General features: G+C 42.3%; 18 protein-coding genes. 16 read left to right on the forward strand and 2 right to left on the reverse strand.

What is annotated here, in order from left to right; translation table 11 throughout:
- The first annotated feature begins 10 nt into the window (after positions 1-10).
- The 7 genes from argB to NSQ36_RS05560 all read left to right on the forward strand — a co-directional run bounded on the left by argB (position 11) and on the right by NSQ36_RS05560 (position 8,804).
- Complete coding sequence (gene argB / locus NSQ36_RS05530; RefSeq protein WP_339206977.1) at positions 11-787, forward strand: acetylglutamate kinase; 777 nt, start codon at positions 11-13, stop codon at positions 785-787.
- A complete protein-coding gene (locus tag NSQ36_RS05535) occupies positions 784-1,935 on the forward strand; it encodes an acetylornithine transaminase (protein WP_339206979.1) in 1,152 nt (383 codons plus the stop codon). The genes argB and NSQ36_RS05535 overlap by 4 nt, the downstream gene beginning before the upstream one ends.
- Before the next feature lie 69 nt (positions 1,936-2,004).
- Positions 2,005-3,066: a carbamoyl phosphate synthase small subunit gene (locus NSQ36_RS05540; protein ID WP_335355996.1), complete on the forward strand. Its 1,062-nt coding sequence runs from the start codon at positions 2,005-2,007 to the stop codon at positions 3,064-3,066.
- Positions 3,059-6,139, forward strand: a complete 3,081-nt coding sequence (locus NSQ36_RS05545; protein WP_339206981.1) for a carbamoyl phosphate synthase large subunit — start codon at positions 3,059-3,061, stop codon at positions 6,137-6,139. The genes NSQ36_RS05540 and NSQ36_RS05545 overlap by 8 nt, the downstream gene beginning before the upstream one ends.
- On the forward strand, positions 6,136-7,086 hold the full coding sequence (argF, locus tag NSQ36_RS05550) for an ornithine carbamoyltransferase (RefSeq protein WP_050945307.1): 951 nt from the start codon (positions 6,136-6,138) through the stop codon (positions 7,084-7,086). Before NSQ36_RS05545 ends, argF begins: the two co-directional genes overlap by 4 nt.
- A gap of 102 nt (positions 7,087-7,188) precedes the next feature.
- Entirely contained in the window at positions 7,189-7,368 is a 180-nt protein-coding gene (locus NSQ36_RS05555) for a YjzC family protein (protein WP_003211282.1), read from the forward strand.
- A 170-nt stretch (positions 7,369-7,538) separates the two neighbouring features.
- Positions 7,539-8,804 (forward strand): MFS transporter, encoded by a 1,266-nt coding sequence (locus NSQ36_RS05560; protein ID WP_253622731.1) that lies wholly within the window; start codon positions 7,539-7,541, stop codon positions 8,802-8,804.
- A 116-nt stretch (positions 8,805-8,920) separates the two neighbouring features.
- Here NSQ36_RS05560 and NSQ36_RS05565 read toward each other — a convergent pair whose 3' ends face one another.
- Positions 8,921-9,115, reverse strand: coding sequence for a YjzD family protein (locus tag NSQ36_RS05565; RefSeq protein WP_003211779.1), 195 nt, complete (start codon positions 9,113-9,115; stop codon positions 8,921-8,923).
- Between the two features lie 211 nt (positions 9,116-9,326).
- Here NSQ36_RS05565 and NSQ36_RS05570 point away from each other — a divergent pair, with 211 nt between their 5' ends.
- The 4 genes from NSQ36_RS05570 to NSQ36_RS05585 all read left to right on the forward strand — a co-directional run bounded on the left by NSQ36_RS05570 (position 9,327) and on the right by NSQ36_RS05585 (position 11,979).
- The gene (locus NSQ36_RS05570) at positions 9,327-10,067 is read left to right on the forward strand and encodes a hypothetical protein (RefSeq protein WP_003211061.1); all 741 of its coding nucleotides are present in this window, start codon (positions 9,327-9,329) and stop codon (positions 10,065-10,067) included.
- Positions 10,068-10,142: 75 nt separating this feature from the next.
- Positions 10,143-10,718, forward strand: a complete 576-nt coding sequence (locus NSQ36_RS05575) for a nad binding enzyme (RefSeq protein ID WP_339161756.1) — start codon at positions 10,143-10,145, stop codon at positions 10,716-10,718.
- 90 nt (positions 10,719-10,808) lie between these two features.
- Positions 10,809-11,771: a BMP family ABC transporter substrate-binding protein gene (locus NSQ36_RS05580; protein WP_050945301.1), complete on the forward strand. Its 963-nt coding sequence runs from the start codon at positions 10,809-10,811 to the stop codon at positions 11,769-11,771.
- Positions 11,772-11,781: 10 nt separating this feature from the next.
- Positions 11,782-11,979, forward strand: a complete 198-nt coding sequence (locus NSQ36_RS05585; RefSeq protein ID WP_003211983.1) for a ComZ family protein — start codon at positions 11,782-11,784, stop codon at positions 11,977-11,979.
- A 10-nt stretch (positions 11,980-11,989) separates the two neighbouring features.
- Here the strand turns inward: NSQ36_RS05585 and NSQ36_RS05590 are convergent, their stop codons facing one another.
- Positions 11,990-12,223: a hypothetical protein gene (locus NSQ36_RS05590; RefSeq protein WP_226805013.1), complete on the reverse strand. Its 234-nt coding sequence runs from the start codon at positions 12,221-12,223 to the stop codon at positions 11,990-11,992.
- Between the two features lie 169 nt (positions 12,224-12,392).
- Here NSQ36_RS05590 and NSQ36_RS05595 point away from each other — a divergent pair, with 169 nt between their 5' ends.
- The 5 genes from NSQ36_RS05595 to NSQ36_RS05615 all read left to right on the forward strand — a co-directional run bounded on the left by NSQ36_RS05595 (position 12,393) and on the right by NSQ36_RS05615 (position 17,636).
- Positions 12,393-13,331 carry a beta-ketoacyl-ACP synthase III gene (locus NSQ36_RS05595; protein WP_003212296.1) on the forward strand — a complete coding sequence of 313 codons (939 nt, stop codon included), beginning with the start codon at positions 12,393-12,395 and terminating at the stop codon, positions 13,329-13,331.
- Between the two features lie 21 nt (positions 13,332-13,352).
- Entirely contained in the window at positions 13,353-14,594 is a 1,242-nt protein-coding gene (gene fabF / locus NSQ36_RS05600; protein ID WP_339206984.1) for a beta-ketoacyl-ACP synthase II, read from the forward strand.
- Between the two features lie 77 nt (positions 14,595-14,671).
- Positions 14,672-15,466 carry a DUF2268 domain-containing protein gene (locus NSQ36_RS05605; protein WP_253622729.1) on the forward strand — a complete coding sequence of 265 codons (795 nt, stop codon included), beginning with the start codon at positions 14,672-14,674 and terminating at the stop codon, positions 15,464-15,466.
- A gap of 170 nt (positions 15,467-15,636) precedes the next feature.
- Entirely contained in the window at positions 15,637-16,617 is a 981-nt protein-coding gene (locus NSQ36_RS05610) for an ABC transporter ATP-binding protein (RefSeq protein ID WP_212046073.1), read from the forward strand.
- Entirely contained in the window at positions 16,614-17,636 is a 1,023-nt protein-coding gene (locus NSQ36_RS05615; protein ID WP_212046072.1) for a dipeptide ABC transporter ATP-binding protein, read from the forward strand. Before NSQ36_RS05610 ends, NSQ36_RS05615 begins: the two co-directional genes overlap by 4 nt.
- The last annotated feature ends 14 nt before the right edge of the window (positions 17,637-17,650 follow it).

Here is a 17,650-nt window from a genome sequence, read left to right on the forward strand (position 1 = left end):
GGAGATAGACATGGATAAAACGATCGTATTCAAGTGTGGAGGCAGTGTCATTCGAGAACTTTCAGATACCTTTTACGAAAATGTCCGCTCACTTCAAGCTGCTGGATTTAAGCTGGCTATCGTCCATGGCGGAGGCCCTGAAATCACGAACATGCTGCAAAAATTAGAAGTGGAAACAGAATTTGTTGACGGGCAGCGCAAAACAACGAAGCCAGTATTAGAGGTAGCGGAAATGGTCCTTTCAGGAACGGTCAATAAATACTTTGTATCAGAGCTCGCAAAGCATGGTATCTCATCTGTCGGCGTGTCTGGGAAAGATGGTCAGATGCTTGTCGCTGATTTTCTTAATCAAGACGTGTACGGGTACGTTGGTGAAATCAAAGAAGTGCATCCAGAGATGGCAGAAGCATTAATGGAAAAACAATTTATTCCTGTGATTGCACCGTTGTCTATGACAGAGGAATGCCAAACGTTAAACGTAAACGCTGATTTAGCAGCATCAGCTGTCGCAGGAGCGATGAAAGCTGATAAGCTCATGTTTGTTACAGATGTGGAAGGCATTTTAAAAAATGGCGAGCTATTAGATGTCGTCACCGAACAAGAAGCTCTCACGCTCATTGATGAAGGCATTATTTCCGGGGGAATGATTCCAAAAGTGCAATCCGCTTTGAGTGCTTTATCAGGAGATGTGGATGAAGTCATGATCGTCAATGGCAAAGGCAGTATCTTTACAGGGGAAACCTTTAAAGGAACAAGAATTGTGAAGGAAAAGGAGGCGGTCCTGTGAGTCATCTCTTTCAAACTTATGGACGGTGGAATGTTGAAATTCAAGAGGCAGCAGGTTCTTGGGCAGTCGATACAAAAGGGAAAAAATATTTAGACTTTATACAAGGCATTGCGGTCACAAATCTCGGTCACAATCACCCAAAGGTCAATCAAGCCATCAAGAAACAGCTTGATCACGTCTGGCATGTATCGAATCTATTTGAAAATGGACTGCAAGAAAAAGCAGCAGAAAAACTGGCTGCAAACAGTTCAGGGGATCTCGTGTTTTTCTGTAATAGCGGAGCTGAGGCAAATGAAGGTGCAATCAAATTAGCGCGTAAAGCAACAGGGAAAACAAACATCGTGACATTTCTGCACTCTTTTCATGGGCGCACGTATGCTGGTATGGCTGCTACAGGTCAAGATAAAATCAAAACGGGTTTTGGTCCCATGCTGGAAGGCTTTCATTATGTCCCGTTCAATGACCCAGACGCTATTGCTGCATGTGAAGTCGATGATGTGGCAGCGGTGATGCTTGAGGTTGTGCAAGGAGAAGGTGGCGTAAATCCAGCGACAACAGAATTTCTAGAAGCTGTTCAAGCGTTTTGCCAAAAGCATGAAGCACTTCTGATCGTAGATGAGATTCAAACGGGTATTGGACGTACAGGAACAGCATTTGCATACGAACAGACGGGACTTGATCCTGATATTATCTCTTCTGCTAAAGGATTAGGAAATGGCTTCCCAGTCGGTGCAGTCATCGGGAAAAAGGCTTTAGGAGACGCATTCTCACCAGGTTCACATGGAACAACTTTTGGTGGCAACATGCTTGCCATGGCTGCTGTGAATGCAACACTCGATGTCATTTTCAAAGATGAGTTTCTGACAGAAGTCAAAGAAAAAGGCGCTTATCTGCTAGAAAAACTACAAGATCTGAAACAACTGAATATCGTAAAAGAAGTACGCGGAAAAGGATTGATGGCAGGGGTTGAATGTCATCAGCCAGTCGGAGATTATATCACAGCTCTGAGAGAACAGGGGTTGCTAGTACTTCCAGCTGGTCCGAATGTGATTCGGTTATTGCCTCCGCTGAATGTAGAAAAAGCAGAAATAGATCAAGCAATAGAAGCGATGACTCATGTTTTAGCAAATGAAACAGTGACAGTATAAATTTTTTTACACCAAAACGCATAAAAATGCATTTATATTACTAATTATTCAATTTGGGGTGACACAAGCATGAAAGGTTATTTAAATTTAGAAGATGGAGCCTCTTTTGAAGGAGAACTGACAGGAGAAGCTGGCATGACAGGTGAAGTGGTTTTCTTTACAGGGATGACAGGTTACCAAGAGGTGCTCACAGACCCTTCCTATAAGGGACAAATCATTGTTTTCACATATCCACTCATCGGAAATTACGGTATTAATCATGAAGACTTTGAGAGCAAAAAACCACAAGTGAAAGCTGTCGTTGTGTATGAAGCAGCGGATCATTTCTCTCACCATCTTGCAGCGGTTAGCTTAAAAGATTATTTACAGAAGTGGAACATTCCGCTTCTGACTCATACCGATACACGTGCAGTCGTGCAAAACATCCGGGCAAATGGGACGATGAACGCTGTGATCAGTGTAGACGAAAACGAAACACCGCCGGCCATGAAACAAGACAATGTGATCGCACAGGTGACAGACGATGAAATCTACACTCAAGGCAGCGGCGAGGAACATGTAGCGCTTATTGATTTTGGCTTTAAAAAATCAATAGCAGATTCGCTTGAAGCGCGCGGCTGTAAAGTAACCGTCATTCCGTACAAACAGCTGGAAAAGGTGTTTGAGATTAAGCCAGATGCGGTCCTGCTATCGAATGGACCTGGAGATCCCAAAACAATGAAGCCATATTTAAAAACCATTCATGACATCATGATGACCTTCCCGACACTTGGAATCTGCTTAGGTCATCAATTAATCGCTCTTGCACTTGGCGGGGATACGTATAAGCTTCCATTTGGCCACCGCGGGGCGAATCACCCTGTACAAGATACAGAATCCAAACGTGTTTTCATGACAAGTCAGAATCACAGCTATGTGGTGAATGAAAAAAGCATGAATGACAAAGAAGTGGACGTGAAATTCCTTCATGTTAATGATGGATCTGTCGAAGGATTCATTCATAAAGAGAAGCTCATTATGTCAGTTCAATTTCATCCAGAAGCACACCCAGGTCCTGCTGAAAGTGAATGGGTATTCGATGATTTTATTGAGAAAGTGAAACAAGCAAGGAGAGAAGTTGCACATGCCTAAAGATCAAAGCATACAAACCATTCTAGTCATCGGGTCTGGTCCAATCATCATTGGTCAGGCAGCTGAATTTGATTACTCAGGAACACAAGGATGTATGGCCCTAAAAGAAGAGGGCTACAAAGTCATTTTAGTGAATAACAACCCAGCAACCATTATGACAGACGAATCATTTGCTGATGAAATCTATTTTGAACCGCTTTCAGTTGATTCAGTGACAAGAATCATCGAAAAGGAAAAACCAGATGGTCTTTTAGCCAACCTTGGCGGACAGACCGCTTTAAACCTTGCTGTCGAGCTCGAAAAAGCCGGTGTGCTGAAAAAGCACGGGGTAACCCTGCTCGGAACGTCAGTTGAAACAATTGAAAACGGTGAAGATCGAGAGAAATTCCGTGCTCTCATGAAGCAGTTGAACGAACCTGTGCCAGATAGTGAAATTGTGGATAATGCAAAGGATGCCCTTCAATTTGCAAAAGAAGTAGGCTTCCCAGTCATTCTAAGACCAGCATACACACTTGGCGGTAAGGGCGGCGGAATCGCTTTAACAGAAGAAGCGTTTAAACCACTTATTGAAGGAGCCCTTTTAGCGAGCCCGATTCATCAGTGTTTAGTTGAAAAAAGCATTGCGGGCTTTAAAGAAGTCGAATATGAAGTCATGAGAGACCGTCAAAATACGTGTATTACGGTTTGTAATATGGAAAATATCGATCCAGTTGGTGTGCATACAGGAGATTCGATTGTCGTTGCACCTTCGCAAACATTAACAGACCAGGATTATCAAATGCTTCGTTCAGCGAGCCTGAAAATCATTTCAGCACTCGATGTAGTCGGGGGATGCAACATCCAATTTGCCCTTGATCCATTCAGTAAAGAATACTTTGTCATTGAGGTGAATCCGCGGGTTAGTCGTTCATCTGCTCTTGCCTCAAAAGCAACGGGCTATCCGATTGCTAAAATGGCAGCAAAGCTTGCGGTAGGCTATACACTAGACGAACTGAAAAACCCGCTCACAGGCACAACTTATGCTAGTTTTGAGCCGGCACTCGATTATGTCGTCGTGAAATTCCCGCGCTGGCCGTTTGATAAATTTAAACAGGCAGATCGGCAATTAGGTACAAAAATGAAGGCGACTGGCGAAGTCATGGCGATTGACCGTAATTTAGAGTCAGCCATCCAAAAAGCGGTCGCCTCTCTTGAAATCAAAACAAAGGGTTTCCACCTGCCAGAATTGAAAGACCAATCGACTAAACAACTATTTGAGCTTGTCAAAACACCAGACGATCGACGTTTCTTCGCTGTCATGGAGCTTCTTTCAAGACAGGAAACGGTTGAAGCGATCCATCAAGCGACGAAAATTGATCTATTCTTCTTACATGTGTTCAGCAATATGATCACTCTCGAACAGGAATTGAAGAACCATGAAGGAACGCTCTCCAAAGACACCTTGAAAAAGGTAAAGGAAAAGGGCTTCCTTGATGAAACGATTGCTCTTCTAACAGGCAATAGTGAAGAGGCTATTAGACAGCTTCGTCAAGAATATGGCATTACGGCTTCATTTAAGATTGTCGACACATGTGCAGCGGAATTTGATGCAAAAACGAACTACTTCTATTCCACATACTTTGGCAAAAGTGATGGAGAGCATCAAGAGAAAACAAAACAGCGTGCACTCATCATTGGCTCTGGTCCAATTCGAATTGGGCAAGGAGTCGAGTTTGACTATAGTGCGGTGCATGGCGTTCTTACCCTGCAAAAGCTTGGCTTTGAAACGATCATGATGAACAACAATCCAGAGACGGTCAGTACGGATTATGAAATCGCAGATCGTTTATATTTTGAGCCCATTACATTAGAGCACATCTTAAACGTTGTGGAAGCAGAGCAAATTGATTTCGTCATCGTTCAATTTGGCGGACAGACTGCCATCAATGTAGCAGAAGGCTTAGAAAAAGCGGGCATTACGTTGTTAGGTACATCCTTTGACACGCTAGATGCGCTGGAAGATCGTGATCTGTTCTATCAGCTTCTTGATGAACTGAACCTATCTCATGCAAAAGGAAATACAGCTCATTCAAAAGAAGAAGCGCTCATGCATGCTAACAGCATCGGTTACCCTGTGTTAATTCGCCCATCGTATGTCATTGGCGGAATGGGCATGATTGTTGTCCAGTCAGAAGCGCATTTGACGTCACTACTTGATCAGCCAGATCATTTGCCGTATCCAATTTTAATTGATGAGTATGTCACTGGAAAAGAAGTTGAAGTGGATCTGATTTCTGACGGAAAAACGACCTTCATCCCAACGATCGTGGAGCATATTGAGAAAGCAGGCGTCCATTCAGGTGACAGCTTTGCCATCTTACCAAGTGTCTCCATCAGCGAGGACATCAAACAGCAGGTGCATATTGCGTCCGAACAAATAGCGAAGAAATTAGCGTTTAAGGGCATTATGAATATCCAATTTGTGATCAAAGGGGATCAGGCGCTTGTACTAGAGGTGAATCCGCGGGCGAGCCGGACCGTTCCAGTTGTCAGCAAGGTGATGGGCATTGACATGATTCCGCTTGCGACTCAATTACTAGCGGGTGCAACGCTTGAAGAACTGAACCCAGTAACGAAAAACAAAGGGGGAACAGCGGTCAAATTCCCAGTCTTCTCATCACATGCCATTCAAGATATTGACTTAAAGCTGACACCTGAAATGAAAGCGACAGGAGAAGGAATGTGTGTAGGCAAAAACGCCGAAAGCGCCTTGAAAAAAGTGTTTGCGTCGATCTGGCATCAGAAAGGTAGCCTCTTTATAAAAGGCAGTGAACAATTGGTAGATGAAGCAAAACATGCAGGCTTTGACGTCTGGACGGACAGCTTCGACACTTGGCTGCAAAACGAAGATAAATCCCTTCATATCCATTTAGGCGAGGATGAAGAGGCAAAAGAGCAACGCGTAAAAGCACTCACACACGGCGTCCAAGTTCTAACCGAATATGAAACAGTTCAAGCATTCCTACAAGGAAAAAATGGAGATGTATCACCAGTATCGCTCCAAGAATTATACAAAAAGGAAGTGACGGCATGAGTCAAGTTGACGTGCAACCGACATTATACGGAAAAGACTTTTTATCATTAAAAGATTTCTCAATCAATGACATTGCTTATTTAATTGAAAAAGCGGAAGAAATGAAACAAAACCCATACCAAGATTTATTCAAAGGGAAAACGTTAGCGATGATCTTTGAAAAATCGTCAACTAGAACCCGCGTGTCGTTTGAAGCGGGAATGACGCAGCTTGGGGGACATGCGCTCTTCCTCAGCTCAAATGATTTGCAAATCGGCAGAGGAGAAACGATCAGTGATACAGCGCAGGTGCTGTCTGGCTATGTAGACGGCATTATGATTCGAACCTTTGAACATGAGAAGGTCGAGGAGTTGGCACAATATGCGTCCATTCCTGTCATCAATGGACTGACTGACTACTCCCATCCATGCCAGGCACTTGCTGATTTATTGACGATAAAAGAAGCAAAAGGAACATTAAAAGGAATCAAAGTCGCCTACATCGGTGACGGAAATAACGTGGCTCACTCCTTGATGGTTGGCTGTGCGCAGCTAGGCTGTGATATTGCAGTTGCATCACCAAAAGGCTATGAACCACTTCAAGAAGTAACAGACACAGCACGTGAATTTGCAAAACAATCAGGCGCAGAAGTCATCGTTACGACAGACCCTGTCGCTGCTGTCCAAAATGCAGATGTCATTTATTCCGATGTGTTTACAAGCATGGGGCAGGAAGCAGAAACTGAGAAACGCCTTGCTGAATTTAAAGAATATCAAGTCAATGACGAACTAATGCGTCATGCAGCAAAGGATTATATTTTCCTTCATTGTCTCCCGGCACACCGCGGAGAAGAAGTGACAGCAGACATTATTGATGGACCGCACTCAAAAGTATTTCAGCAGGCAGAAAACCGCCTGCATGTACAAAAAGCATTAATCAAAGAGCTCATGTATCAACAAACCAAATAAATGAAAAGCATCCCTGACTCGTAGGAGCAGGGACTTTTTGCATAAAGGATTGGAGAGGCAAGTCACGGGACATAATAACATCATCGAGAAAGGAGGATGGAAATGGGTCAGCAGCATCAGTTTAAATCAGGGAATAAAGCACCAAATAATGGTGTGTATGTCGAGATCGGTGAAACCGGCAGTATGGTGAAAGATCCTTTAAAGATTAAGCTTCAAGCAGGCGACGTCTTTCCGGATAACTCGAACCATAACCGTGTTTGGACCTATCAGAGAAAGCCATAAGCAATTGACTAAGAGTCGGCTGGAATAAGTCTTTAGAGGCATGTGTCATGCCTCTTTTTTCTTTATAATAAAAAACAATTAAGTTCAAATTTTCAAATAAATAGTATGAATAAAAGAGAATTTAAGGTAAAATATGTAAGTGAGATTAACTAGTTGAAAGGATTTGTGTGATGGAAAAGACGAATCTCAGTGAAAGTGTTTGGAATAAACGCTTCACCTCATTATTCATATCAAGACTCATTAAAAACACAGGAGAAAGTTTTGCTTTTACATCCGTCCTTTGGCTATTGATTTTGAGAGGGGATGGAGCGCTCGGTACAGGACTTCTCCTAGCAGTAACCGTACTTCCTTCATCTTTGCTAGCCCCAATACTAGGACCTCTTATGAAAAAGCACCATTTGTCTAAATGGATGTTCGCATCAGACGTCGTTCGAGCAACCATTGTACTCATTATTCCGCTACTGCATTTTTCGCATCTATTGCCATTATGGTTATTGATCTCATTAATGGTTATTCAATCGGCAACAGGTGCAGCGTATAACCCAGCCTCGGTGGCGATTTTACCGCAGATTGTACCGAAGCATCTGATTCAAAAAGCAAATGCCATCCTGCAATCTTCTTTTGAAATTGTCGCACTTGCAGCAGTCATGGTCGCTGGTCTCTTAGTCAAATTAATCGGACCTGCAGATACCCTGCTCATCACCACTGCCTTATTCATCATATCCGGCCTGTTTATTATCGGTGTTAAATTAAAGAAAACCGCTGAAGACAAAGCAGCAGGTATAAAACAAGCAAAGAATACATATTTTTATAACTTAAAAAGAGGGTTTCTCGTCGTCAAAAATCATCACATTTTATTTGCACTGACGCTGTATTGTATTTTAATGAATGTCGCTGCAGCTCCGTGGCAGGCACTATCTGCTGTATACGTAGCAGAAGCATTGCAAAGCGATTCTATGGTGTATTCCATTTTAAGAGGTGTTGCTGCAGTCGGCGCGTTTATGATGGGCTTTGCTCTGGCGAAGATAAAAATTAAGAGATTTGGTTTGTTCTTTATTGTCGCTGGTATGATTGAAGGAGCTGCGTTCTTTATCACAGGGATGAGTACATGGCTGCCAGTCGTTCTACTAGCTTCCTTTATATTCGGTGCCGCCGTTAGTGCGATCAATGTACCGGAAATGGTCATTATTCAAACGTCTGTCGACCAAGATGATCAGCCGCAAGTATACGCGGTGATCAATGCTTCATCAAATGTTTTCCTCCCGTTTGCAGCTGTCGTATCAGGCGTTCTGGCAGAAAGATTTGGAGCGGGACCTGTCATTGCTGGCGGCGGGGTCCTTGAAATTTTATCAGGTATCGCGATCTTCCTGTTTACAGGGCTTGCGAAAAGCCATTTGACTCAAGACAAACAGAAGTCCGAAACCGTCGAGGTGTAATCAATAAAAAACCCCCTGTAGCTGCAGGGGGTTTTAGCGTACTGCTTTTCAAGCAAAAAGAAAAAGAGCTAAAATCAAGATCATTTTAGCTCTTTCTCACATTCATCTCTTACGTATTAAGAGTGTTTTGTTGAACTTTCCGTTTCTTTCATTGGACTTACTTCAGCAAAGATGAATAAAATAACCGTAAACACCACTGCAAGAATAGAAGTCAAAGTAAAGTCATAAGCAGCGCCATTCATCGAAGCAACGATGTAACCAGCCATATGTGTCAGCAGAAAAGTCCAAATGAGGGTGATAATATAATGCATAATCCCACCGTCCTTTATGTAACAATCTATTGATTATCATACCATAGATACGAGTGAGGGGAAAAGACTGTTTTAGCCTTTATGTGACCATTTTTAGACCTTCTTCTATAAAAATAAAAAGAATTCTTCTGTCATTAGGGGATTTCCTTATTCCTACAAGAGTTGTTGTTCATATCATAGAAAGCAGAATCACTGAAAGGAGGCTGGCCATATGGGTGTAAGCGAACGGTTTTTCCAGCTTGGTTCCCAGTGGAACGTCATTCACCTTCCTCAAAAACCAAATGGCTTTGGCATTCTTATCCTCGGTGACCGAAATCACTTTGTGCAGGAAAATACATCATTCTGGCTTCAGCACTATGGAAGAAACCAGCTTTTAACTGCCTTAAAGGATGAAGGATATACATTGTTTAATAGTCATCTTCATGGGAATCACTGGGGATGCGAAGATGCTGTTTTTAGTACAAAGCAGCTCGTTCATCACACATTAAAACAAGAAATATTAAACCGGGAAATTCATGTGCTGGCAGAGGGGATGGGTGCACTCGTTGCTATGAGCCTTGCTGAAGAGATGCCAGAAGTGCTAAGATCCATTGCGATGGTGAATCCATGTCTGCATCTCTATGCACAACGGGAAAGAGAAAAGGAACACAAATTCTTTTATAAACAGCTAATCAAAGAATTAGCGAAGAGCTACGGCTGCTCTGAAAAGGAAGCGGAAACGTATCCGCTCCCAGCTTGCCCTGTTCATTCTGCTCATGTACCGATTCACATATGGCAAAGACTAAACGGTGCACCCTATGCATATGAACTGCATGCAAAGCCTTTTATTGATCAGCACATGAAGAATCCAGAGCATTGTCAGATCGATCTCACCTTGCATATGTTTGATCATCCGAGAAGAATCTTTCAATCCATTCACAAGTTTTATAAATCGCATGAAAGAGAATTGTGATGAATAGGATGATAACAGCCCTTCATGGAAAGGGCTCTTCTTTTTATTCGATAAGCTAAAAAAGGGGACATGAACATGGAGACAGGACTGATCATAGGGGCAGATGAATTTTTTGGCCTAGCGCTGTGTGAATATATGATGAAAGAGGGCATTCAAATGGATATCACATGCCCTCATGAGCAAACAGAAGAGCAAAAGAGGTTATTAGAAGAACGAATGATGTGGCTTGGCAGAAATGATCTTTTCCGTGTCATTGACCTTCAGGATGGGAAAGACACGTATGATCTGATCTTTATTCAATCAGAAGAACCAGACAAAAGATACGAAGACTTGAAAGCGGCGCAAGGTATGTACCGGGTTCTTTACGAAAAAAACGAAGACGAATCATCCAATCGGAATGTGCCGGCTGTTATTCTACCTCGCATGTTTGGACCATGGACACTTGATAAAGAAAGAACGAAGCGTGATGAGGCATTTTTTGTAGAAGATGTAGCAAGGGATTTGTTCAAGTGGGCATCAGGCTCTGAACAAAGACAGGAAATAACACATGAATTGAAGGTAGAAAGACAAACAGATGACAAACAAGCAGAAGAAATGATGGCAGAATGGAAAAGACAAAACTCAACATTTTTCGACAAAAAGCAAGAATGATCTTCCATCTTATCTTTTTTCAGTATAAAATAAACCTATATTTAACATACAGGTTCATGCCTGCATGTGGCAAAGGGAGTTGAACATGGCATGAAGTATCAGCGGCTTGTCATGATCTTTTCGTTCCTTCTCCTATTATCTGCCTGCTCACAGGCACCTTTAAAAGGACAGATTGAGAAGGTGGGTTTACTCGTCCCCGATACAATTAATGATCAAGTTTGGGGAACGAAAGGTTATAAAGGCTTATTAAATATTCAATCAACATTTGGTGTAGATGTTTATTATAAGGAAGGAATGGTCGACAAAGAGAAAATCGTTGATGCCATTGAAGAGTTTCACAAAAAAGGAGTCAATTTGATTATTGGCCATGGCAGTGAATACAGCGAAATTTTCAACATCATTAGTGAAGATTATCCGAAAACACAATTTATCACGGTAAATGGAAACAAGCCTCAGGCGGATAATGTTGCGAATGTGACGTTTAAAGGTGAAGCGATGGGCTTTTTCGGAGGCATGACAGCAGCACATATGTCAAAATCAAAAAAGATTGGTATTCTTGCTACATATGATTGGCAAAGCGAAGTAGACGGCTTTATTAAAGGTGCAAAATATCAAGATGAACATGTACAAGTGCTTGCCGAGTTTGTTGAAAACTGGGATGATGCGGACAAAGCCGTGGAGCTCTATCGAAAATTGGAAAAACAGGGCGTAGATGTTGTATATCCAGCAGGTGATGGTTATAATATCCCTGTCATTGAACAAATCAAAGCTGATAATTTATCAGCGATCGGATATGTCACCGATCAATCCAACCTCGGCAGCCATACCGTCTTAACAAGCACAGTCCAGCATGTGGATAAAGCGTATAGTATTATTGCGAAGAAATTTAATGAAGGCAAGCTAAATGCACAAGGTGAGTACTCCTTTGACTTTAAAGAAGGAGTGATCGAAATGGGGAAATTTAGTTCCACCATTGACCGTGCTTTTTTGAAAGACATTGAAAGTGATATTGCGTCTTACAAAAAAACTGGCAAACTGCCAAATGAAAAGTGAGGATACGATGATGCAGCACGAAAAATCGATGGAGTTTTTACAAATTGCCATGAAGTATTTTCCGCAGGCAAAAGAAGAATTAGATAAAGCAGGTATTCAGCTTGAGCCCGAAGCTCTTCAGCCGCTTTTATCATTGTTTACATCTGTTATGCAAGAGGCATATGAGCTTGGAAAAGCAGATGCAGAATCAGAAAAAGCCACAGAATAGTGGCTTTTTTTTATGATAATTTTTTCTTGAAGGCACTAATCATAGGGCCAACATCTTTAAACACAGGCTTCAGCTCATCGATGGAGTTCATAATGTTCCCAATTTGGTTCATGACATGCATGTAGTCAATGGAGTCTTCACTTGAAGATGTCTCCACGCGTTCCTCCTTTGCTTCTTCCTTGCTTTTCTCCTTTTCAAGCGGCTGTCCAAACATCATAGCCGAAAAAATATCTTTTTGCGCCATATCAAATGCTCCTTTCTACTATTGGTATATCAATAATCTATGAAAAAAGTGAGAGGAAAGGTTAGACGTTTGTATTGCCAAGGAGAAAAAAATAAGTTAAAATTAGTACCAGATACTAATATAAGATCACAATATCACATGCTCGTATGAGTAAAAGGAGTCTTATTCAATGAATGCTGGAATTATTGGCCTTGGCCGCTATATACCTGAAAAAGTGTTAACAAATCTTGATTTAGAAAAAATGGTTGAAACTTCTGACGAATGGATTCGTACTAGAACAGGTATAGAAGAAAGAAGAATTGCTTCTGATGATGTCAATACATCACATATGGCGCTTGCTGCTGCAAAAAAAGCATTAGCTGACGCAAATGTAGCTGCAGAAGATATCGATATGATTCTTGTGGCGACAGTCACGCCAGATCAATCATTTCCGACAGTCGCTTGTATGATTCAAGAGCAGCTCGGTGCACATAAAGCATGTGCAATGGATATTAGCGCTGCGTGTGCTGGCTTTATGTATGGGCTTGTTACTGGAAAACAATTTATCGAATCAGGTACGTTCAAGCACGTGCTCGTCGTTGGCGTTGAAAAACTTTCTCGCATTACCGACTGGGATGACCGCAATACTGCTGTTCTGTTTGGAGATGGAGCAGGTGCTGCTGTGTTAGGAGAGGTCAGCGAAGGGAAAGGAATTCTCTCATTTGAGCTTGGAGCCGATGGAAGAGGCGGTAAGCACTTGTACTTAGATGAAAAAGATCATACAATCATGAATGGACGAGAAGTATTTAAATTTGCTGTAAGACAAATGGGCGAGTCAAGCGTAAACGTCATCGAAAAAGCTGGACTATCAAAAGAAGACGTTGACTTCTTGATCCCGCATCAAGCAAATATTCGCATTATGGAAGCAGCCCGCGAACGCCTAGAGCTGCCAGTTGAAAAAATGTCGAAGACAGTCCATAAATATGGAAACACATCAGCAGCATCCATTCCGATTTCACTATGTGAAGAAATCGAAGCCGGAAAAATTCATGACGGCGATGTGATTGTAATGGTAGGTTTTGGTGGCGGATTAACGTGGGGCGCAATCGCTATGCGATGGGGCCGATAAAAGAGTGAGGTGCACAAATTAATGGATAAAAAACGAGTAGTTGTTACAGGATTGGGTGCTTTGACACCTCTTGGCAACGATGTAGAATCAACATGGAAAAATGCTTTAGCAGGTGTATCAGGAGTTGGACCAATCACACGTGTCGACTCAAGTGAATATACAGCAAAAGTGGCTGCAGAATTAAAAGATTTTAACATTGAAGATTACATGGAGAAAAAAGAAGCACGAAAAATGGCACGCTTCACACAATATGCAGTCGTTGCTGCTCAAAAGGCGCTAGAAGATTCACGTCTTGAAATCACAGATGAAATCGCACCGCGTGTTGGTGTATGGGTTGGATCTGGTATTGGCGGACTTGAAACATTTGAAGAGCAGTTTGAAGTGTATTCAAATAAAGGGGCAAGACGCGTAAGCCCGTTCTTCGTTCCAATGATGATTCCAGATATGGCAACAGGCCAAATCTCAATTGCACTTGGCGCAAAAGGGGTTAACTCTTGTACTGTCACAGCATGTGCAACAGGAACAAACTCAATTGGTGATGCATTTAAAGTCATTCAGCGCGGAGATGCAGATGCGATGATCACAGGCGGAACAGAAGCGCCGTTAACAAAAATGTCGTTTGCTGGCTTCTGTGCGAACAAAGCTCTTTCGACAAATCCTGATCCAGAGACAGCAAGCCGTCCATTTGACAAAAACCGTGACGGATTTGTGATGGGTGAGGGTGCAGGGATTGTCGTTCTTGAAGAACTTGAGCATGCATTAAAACGTGGCGCGACGATTTATGCAGAAATTGTTGGATATGGATCAACTGGAGATGCGTATCATATTACAGCACCGGCTCCAAACGGAGAAGGCGGCGTACGCGCAATGAAAGAAGCGATTCGAGATGCTGGTTTGTCTGTGGAAGAAATTGATTATATCAATGCCCACGGAACAAGCACACCGTACAATGATAAATTTGAAACAATGGCGATTAAAGAAGTGTTCGGAGAGCATGCGAATCAGCTTGCGATCAGTTCGACAAAATCGATGACAGGTCACTTACTTGGCGCAGCAGGTGGAGTAGAAGCTATTTTCTCTGTGCTTTCGATTAAAGACAGCGTTATTCCTCCAACCATTAACCTTGTAACACCGGATGAAGAATGTGATCTTGATTATGTGGCAAATGAAGCACGTTTAAAAGAAGTACAAGTGGCTCTAAGTAACTCACTTGGCTTTGGCGGACATAATGCGACAATTATCTTTAAAAAATACGAAGCGTAATATTTCCTAAGAAGGCGGCGATCTATAAACAGATCGCCGCTTTTTTGCATATGATGAAAATGGAGGTGTTTAGCGGTATGGGTCTAGTCAATACACAATATCTCATTCATCAATCTTCATCATTTCAGGAGCTTGCGTCGCGTTTTGTTCCTTATTTTAAAGGGGCGGAGGAAAAAGAATGGTCCTCTATTCTCTCCCACCTGCAACATCACGGCATGATTCGGTCTTTTCGATCATGCAAAGACATGATCGAAAAGCTCAAAGAAAAAGGGTACTTCCAGCTCGTCATGAAAGAATACCGGGCGCTGCAAAAGCAGTGGAAAGGCCCTGACATTCCAGTCTTTATTTTGCCAGTCAATGAGAGCAGTAAAGAAATTAGAGAGCAATTTTATTATCAATCCGGCATGGCATTTGACGACAAGGTCTTTCTCTTTTTGTCGCCAAATACCCCGAAAGAACGTATCGGCACATTGCTGACTCATGAATATCACCATGTATGTAGGTTGCATTTTCTCACGAAAGAAGAAAAAGATTTTACATTCCTTGATACAATCATGATGGAGGGGCTCGCTGAATATGCTGTGTATCATAGATACGGAGAAAGCTATACAGCCAAATGGACCACTCTCTATGACGAAACGCAGCTTCAGCGTATGTATCAGAAATGGGTATCCAGTCATCTTGATCAAAAAGTGCAGGACGACGAAAGACTGATACAGAACCTCCTTTATGGAAAAGGGAACTACCCCAAAATGCTTGGTTACGCCACTGGGTTTTATATCGTGAAAAAGTATTTCAGCGAACACAGAATCAGCGAGGAGTCTATGATTGCAGAGCCATCCGAAACTTTTTTAAAGGCGATAGACTCATAAAGTGAATGATTCACATAAAAAGAGACATATTACAAATTTACTAAATTCTTCTTGATTTCGTCATAACAATGTAATAATATACAAATATAAATTTTGATAATTCTTTTTATTCGAAAAAGATGAAATTTTTAGATTTTGTTCTATTGATTGATGGTGAAAGGGGCGAATACATGACCACGCTGCTTGAAGTGCAGAACTTAAAAACCTATTTTTTTAGAAAAAAAGAAGCGATACCTGCTGTAGATGGCGTTGATTTCAGTATCAACAGAGGAGAAACTGTCGCATTAGTCGGTGAGTCTGGATCTGGTAAAAGCATTACGTCCTTATCCATTATGGGCTTGATTAACGGCACTGGTGGAAAAATTATGGATGGTTCCATCAAGCTAGATGGCAAGGATCTCGTTACATATGGTGAAAAGGAATTATGCAGCATTCGTGGTAATGACGTGTCGATGATCTTTCAGGAACCCATGACCTCACTTAATCCCGTCCTAACCATCGGGGAACAAATAACTGAAATCCTCATCTATCACAAAAAACTTTCAAAAAAAGAAGCGACAAAAAAAGCGATTGACCTGCTGAAGCTTGTTGGTTTTTCCAGACCGGAACAAATCATCAAAGATTACCCGCACCGTTTATCAGGCGGCATGCGGCAAAGAGTGATGATTGCCATTGCGCTAAGCTGTGATCCGAAGCTCCTCATTGCAGATGAACCGACAACTGCCCTAGATGTTACGATTCAAGCCCAGGTGCTCACATTGATGAAAGATTTATGCACGACATTTGGTACATCGATTCTCCTCATCACTCATGATCTAGGTGTCGTGTCTGAAGTGGCAGATCGAGTCATTGTCATGTACTGCGGACAGGTTGTTGAAAATGGGACCGTCGAAGAATTATTTGATCAGCCGCTGCATCCTTACACAGAAGGGCTGCTTGAATCGATTCCTGTCATTGACGGAGACATACAGCCGCTAACAGCAATAAAAGGGAATGTCCCTGCACCGGATCAGCTTCCAGCCGGCTGCCGATTTGCTCCTAGATGCCCGCAAGTGAAGGAGCGCTGCCTAGGTGAACTGCCTAAACTGAGGACTTTTGAAAATGGCAGAAGCGTCAGATGCTTCTTATATGAGGAGGCAGACCAAACATGACCCTTGCTCAAAATCAACCACATGCAACAGATCTAATAGAGAAAGAAACCATACTTGAACTGAAACAAATCAAAAAACATTTTCCGATTAAAGCAGGCGTCTTTCAGAAGAAAGTCGGTTCAGTCAAAGCTGTTGACGGCATAGATTTGAAGATTTATAAAGGTGAAACGTTAGGGATAGTGGGGGAATCAGGATGCGGTAAATCAACATTAGGCCGGACCATGATTCGTTTATATGAACCAACTGACGGTCAAATCCTTTTTAAAGGGCAAGATATCTCCCGTGTATCAGAATCAAAGCTAAGACAATCAACACGAAAAAACATCCAAATGGTTTTTCAAGATCCCTTTGCATCACTCAACCCTAGAAAAACACTTCGAAGCATCATCAAAGAACCCTACAAAACACACCACTTATATTCCTTAAAAGAAAGAAATGAAAAAGTAGAACAGCTTTTATCAAAGGTGGGCCTTCATCCAAGCTTTGCAAATCGCTATCCCCACGAATTTTCTGGCGGGCAGAGGCAGCGAATCGGCATTGCTCGTGCGCTTGCCATGAATCCTGAAATGATTATCGCAGATGAGCCGGTTTCAGCACTTGATGTATCCATTCAGGCGCAGGTGATTAATCTGATGGAGGAACTTCAGGAGGAATTTGACCTGACCTATCTATTTATCTCTCACGACTTAAGTGTGGTCAGGCACATTAGTGATCGAGTCGGCGTGATGTATCTCGGCAAAATGATGGAGCTTGCCGATAAGCACAGCCTGTACGATGAACCGCTCCACCCATATACACAGGCATTGCTTTCTTCTGTCCCTGTTACCCGTAAAAAAGGTCAGATCAAAAGAGAACGGATCATGCTTCAAGGCGATCTGCCAAGTCCTGCAAATCCGCCAAAAGGGTGCGTATTTCATACAAGATGCCCGTATGCGAAACAAATCTGTAAAGAAAAAATACCAGCATTTCAAGAATTAAAACCAAACCACTTCGTTGCCTGTCACCTCTACGACGCTTAATCGGCTTGGATGAA

It is taken from the genome of Bacillus sp. FSL W8-1143, from assembly GCF_037965155.1.
Lineage (GTDB): Bacteria > Bacillota > Bacilli > Bacillales > Bacillaceae > Bacillus > Bacillus pumilus.

Bases quoted from the DNA above. Each gene is read 5' to 3' on its own strand.
- NSQ36_RS05540 (WP_335355996.1), top strand. From the start codon at position 2,005: ATGAAAGGTTATTTAAATTTAGAAGATGGAGCCTCTTTTGAAGGAGAA.
- NSQ36_RS05560 (WP_253622731.1), top strand. From the start codon at position 7,539: ATGGAAAAGACGAATCTCAGTGAAAGTGTTTGGAATAAACGCTTCACC.
- NSQ36_RS05615 (WP_212046072.1), top strand. From the start codon at position 16,614: ATGACCCTTGCTCAAAATCAACCACATGCAACAGATCTAATAGAGAAA.
- NSQ36_RS05570 (WP_003211061.1), top strand. From the start codon at position 9,327: ATGGGTGTAAGCGAACGGTTTTTCCAGCTTGGTTCCCAGTGGAACGTC.
- NSQ36_RS05575 (WP_339161756.1), top strand. From the start codon at position 10,143: ATGGAGACAGGACTGATCATAGGGGCAGATGAATTTTTTGGCCTAGCG.
- argF (WP_050945307.1), top strand. From the start codon at position 6,136: ATGAGTCAAGTTGACGTGCAACCGACATTATACGGAAAAGACTTTTTA.
- NSQ36_RS05565 (WP_003211779.1), bottom strand. From the start codon at position 9,115: ATGCATTATATTATCACCCTCATTTGGACTTTTCTGCTGACACATATG.
- NSQ36_RS05545 (WP_339206981.1), top strand. From the start codon at position 3,059: ATGCCTAAAGATCAAAGCATACAAACCATTCTAGTCATCGGGTCTGGT.
- NSQ36_RS05605 (WP_253622729.1), top strand. From the start codon at position 14,672: ATGGGTCTAGTCAATACACAATATCTCATTCATCAATCTTCATCATTT.
- NSQ36_RS05580 (WP_050945301.1), top strand. From the start codon at position 10,809: ATGAAGTATCAGCGGCTTGTCATGATCTTTTCGTTCCTTCTCCTATTA.
- NSQ36_RS05610 (WP_212046073.1), top strand. From the start codon at position 15,637: ATGACCACGCTGCTTGAAGTGCAGAACTTAAAAACCTATTTTTTTAGA.
- NSQ36_RS05590 (WP_226805013.1), bottom strand. From the start codon at position 12,223: ATGGCGCAAAAAGATATTTTTTCGGCTATGATGTTTGGACAGCCGCTT.
- argB (WP_339206977.1), top strand. From the start codon at position 11: ATGGATAAAACGATCGTATTCAAGTGTGGAGGCAGTGTCATTCGAGAA.
- NSQ36_RS05595 (WP_003212296.1), top strand. From the start codon at position 12,393: ATGAATGCTGGAATTATTGGCCTTGGCCGCTATATACCTGAAAAAGTG.
- fabF (WP_339206984.1), top strand. From the start codon at position 13,353: ATGGATAAAAAACGAGTAGTTGTTACAGGATTGGGTGCTTTGACACCT.
- NSQ36_RS05585 (WP_003211983.1), top strand. From the start codon at position 11,782: ATGCAGCACGAAAAATCGATGGAGTTTTTACAAATTGCCATGAAGTAT.
- NSQ36_RS05555 (WP_003211282.1), top strand. From the start codon at position 7,189: ATGGGTCAGCAGCATCAGTTTAAATCAGGGAATAAAGCACCAAATAAT.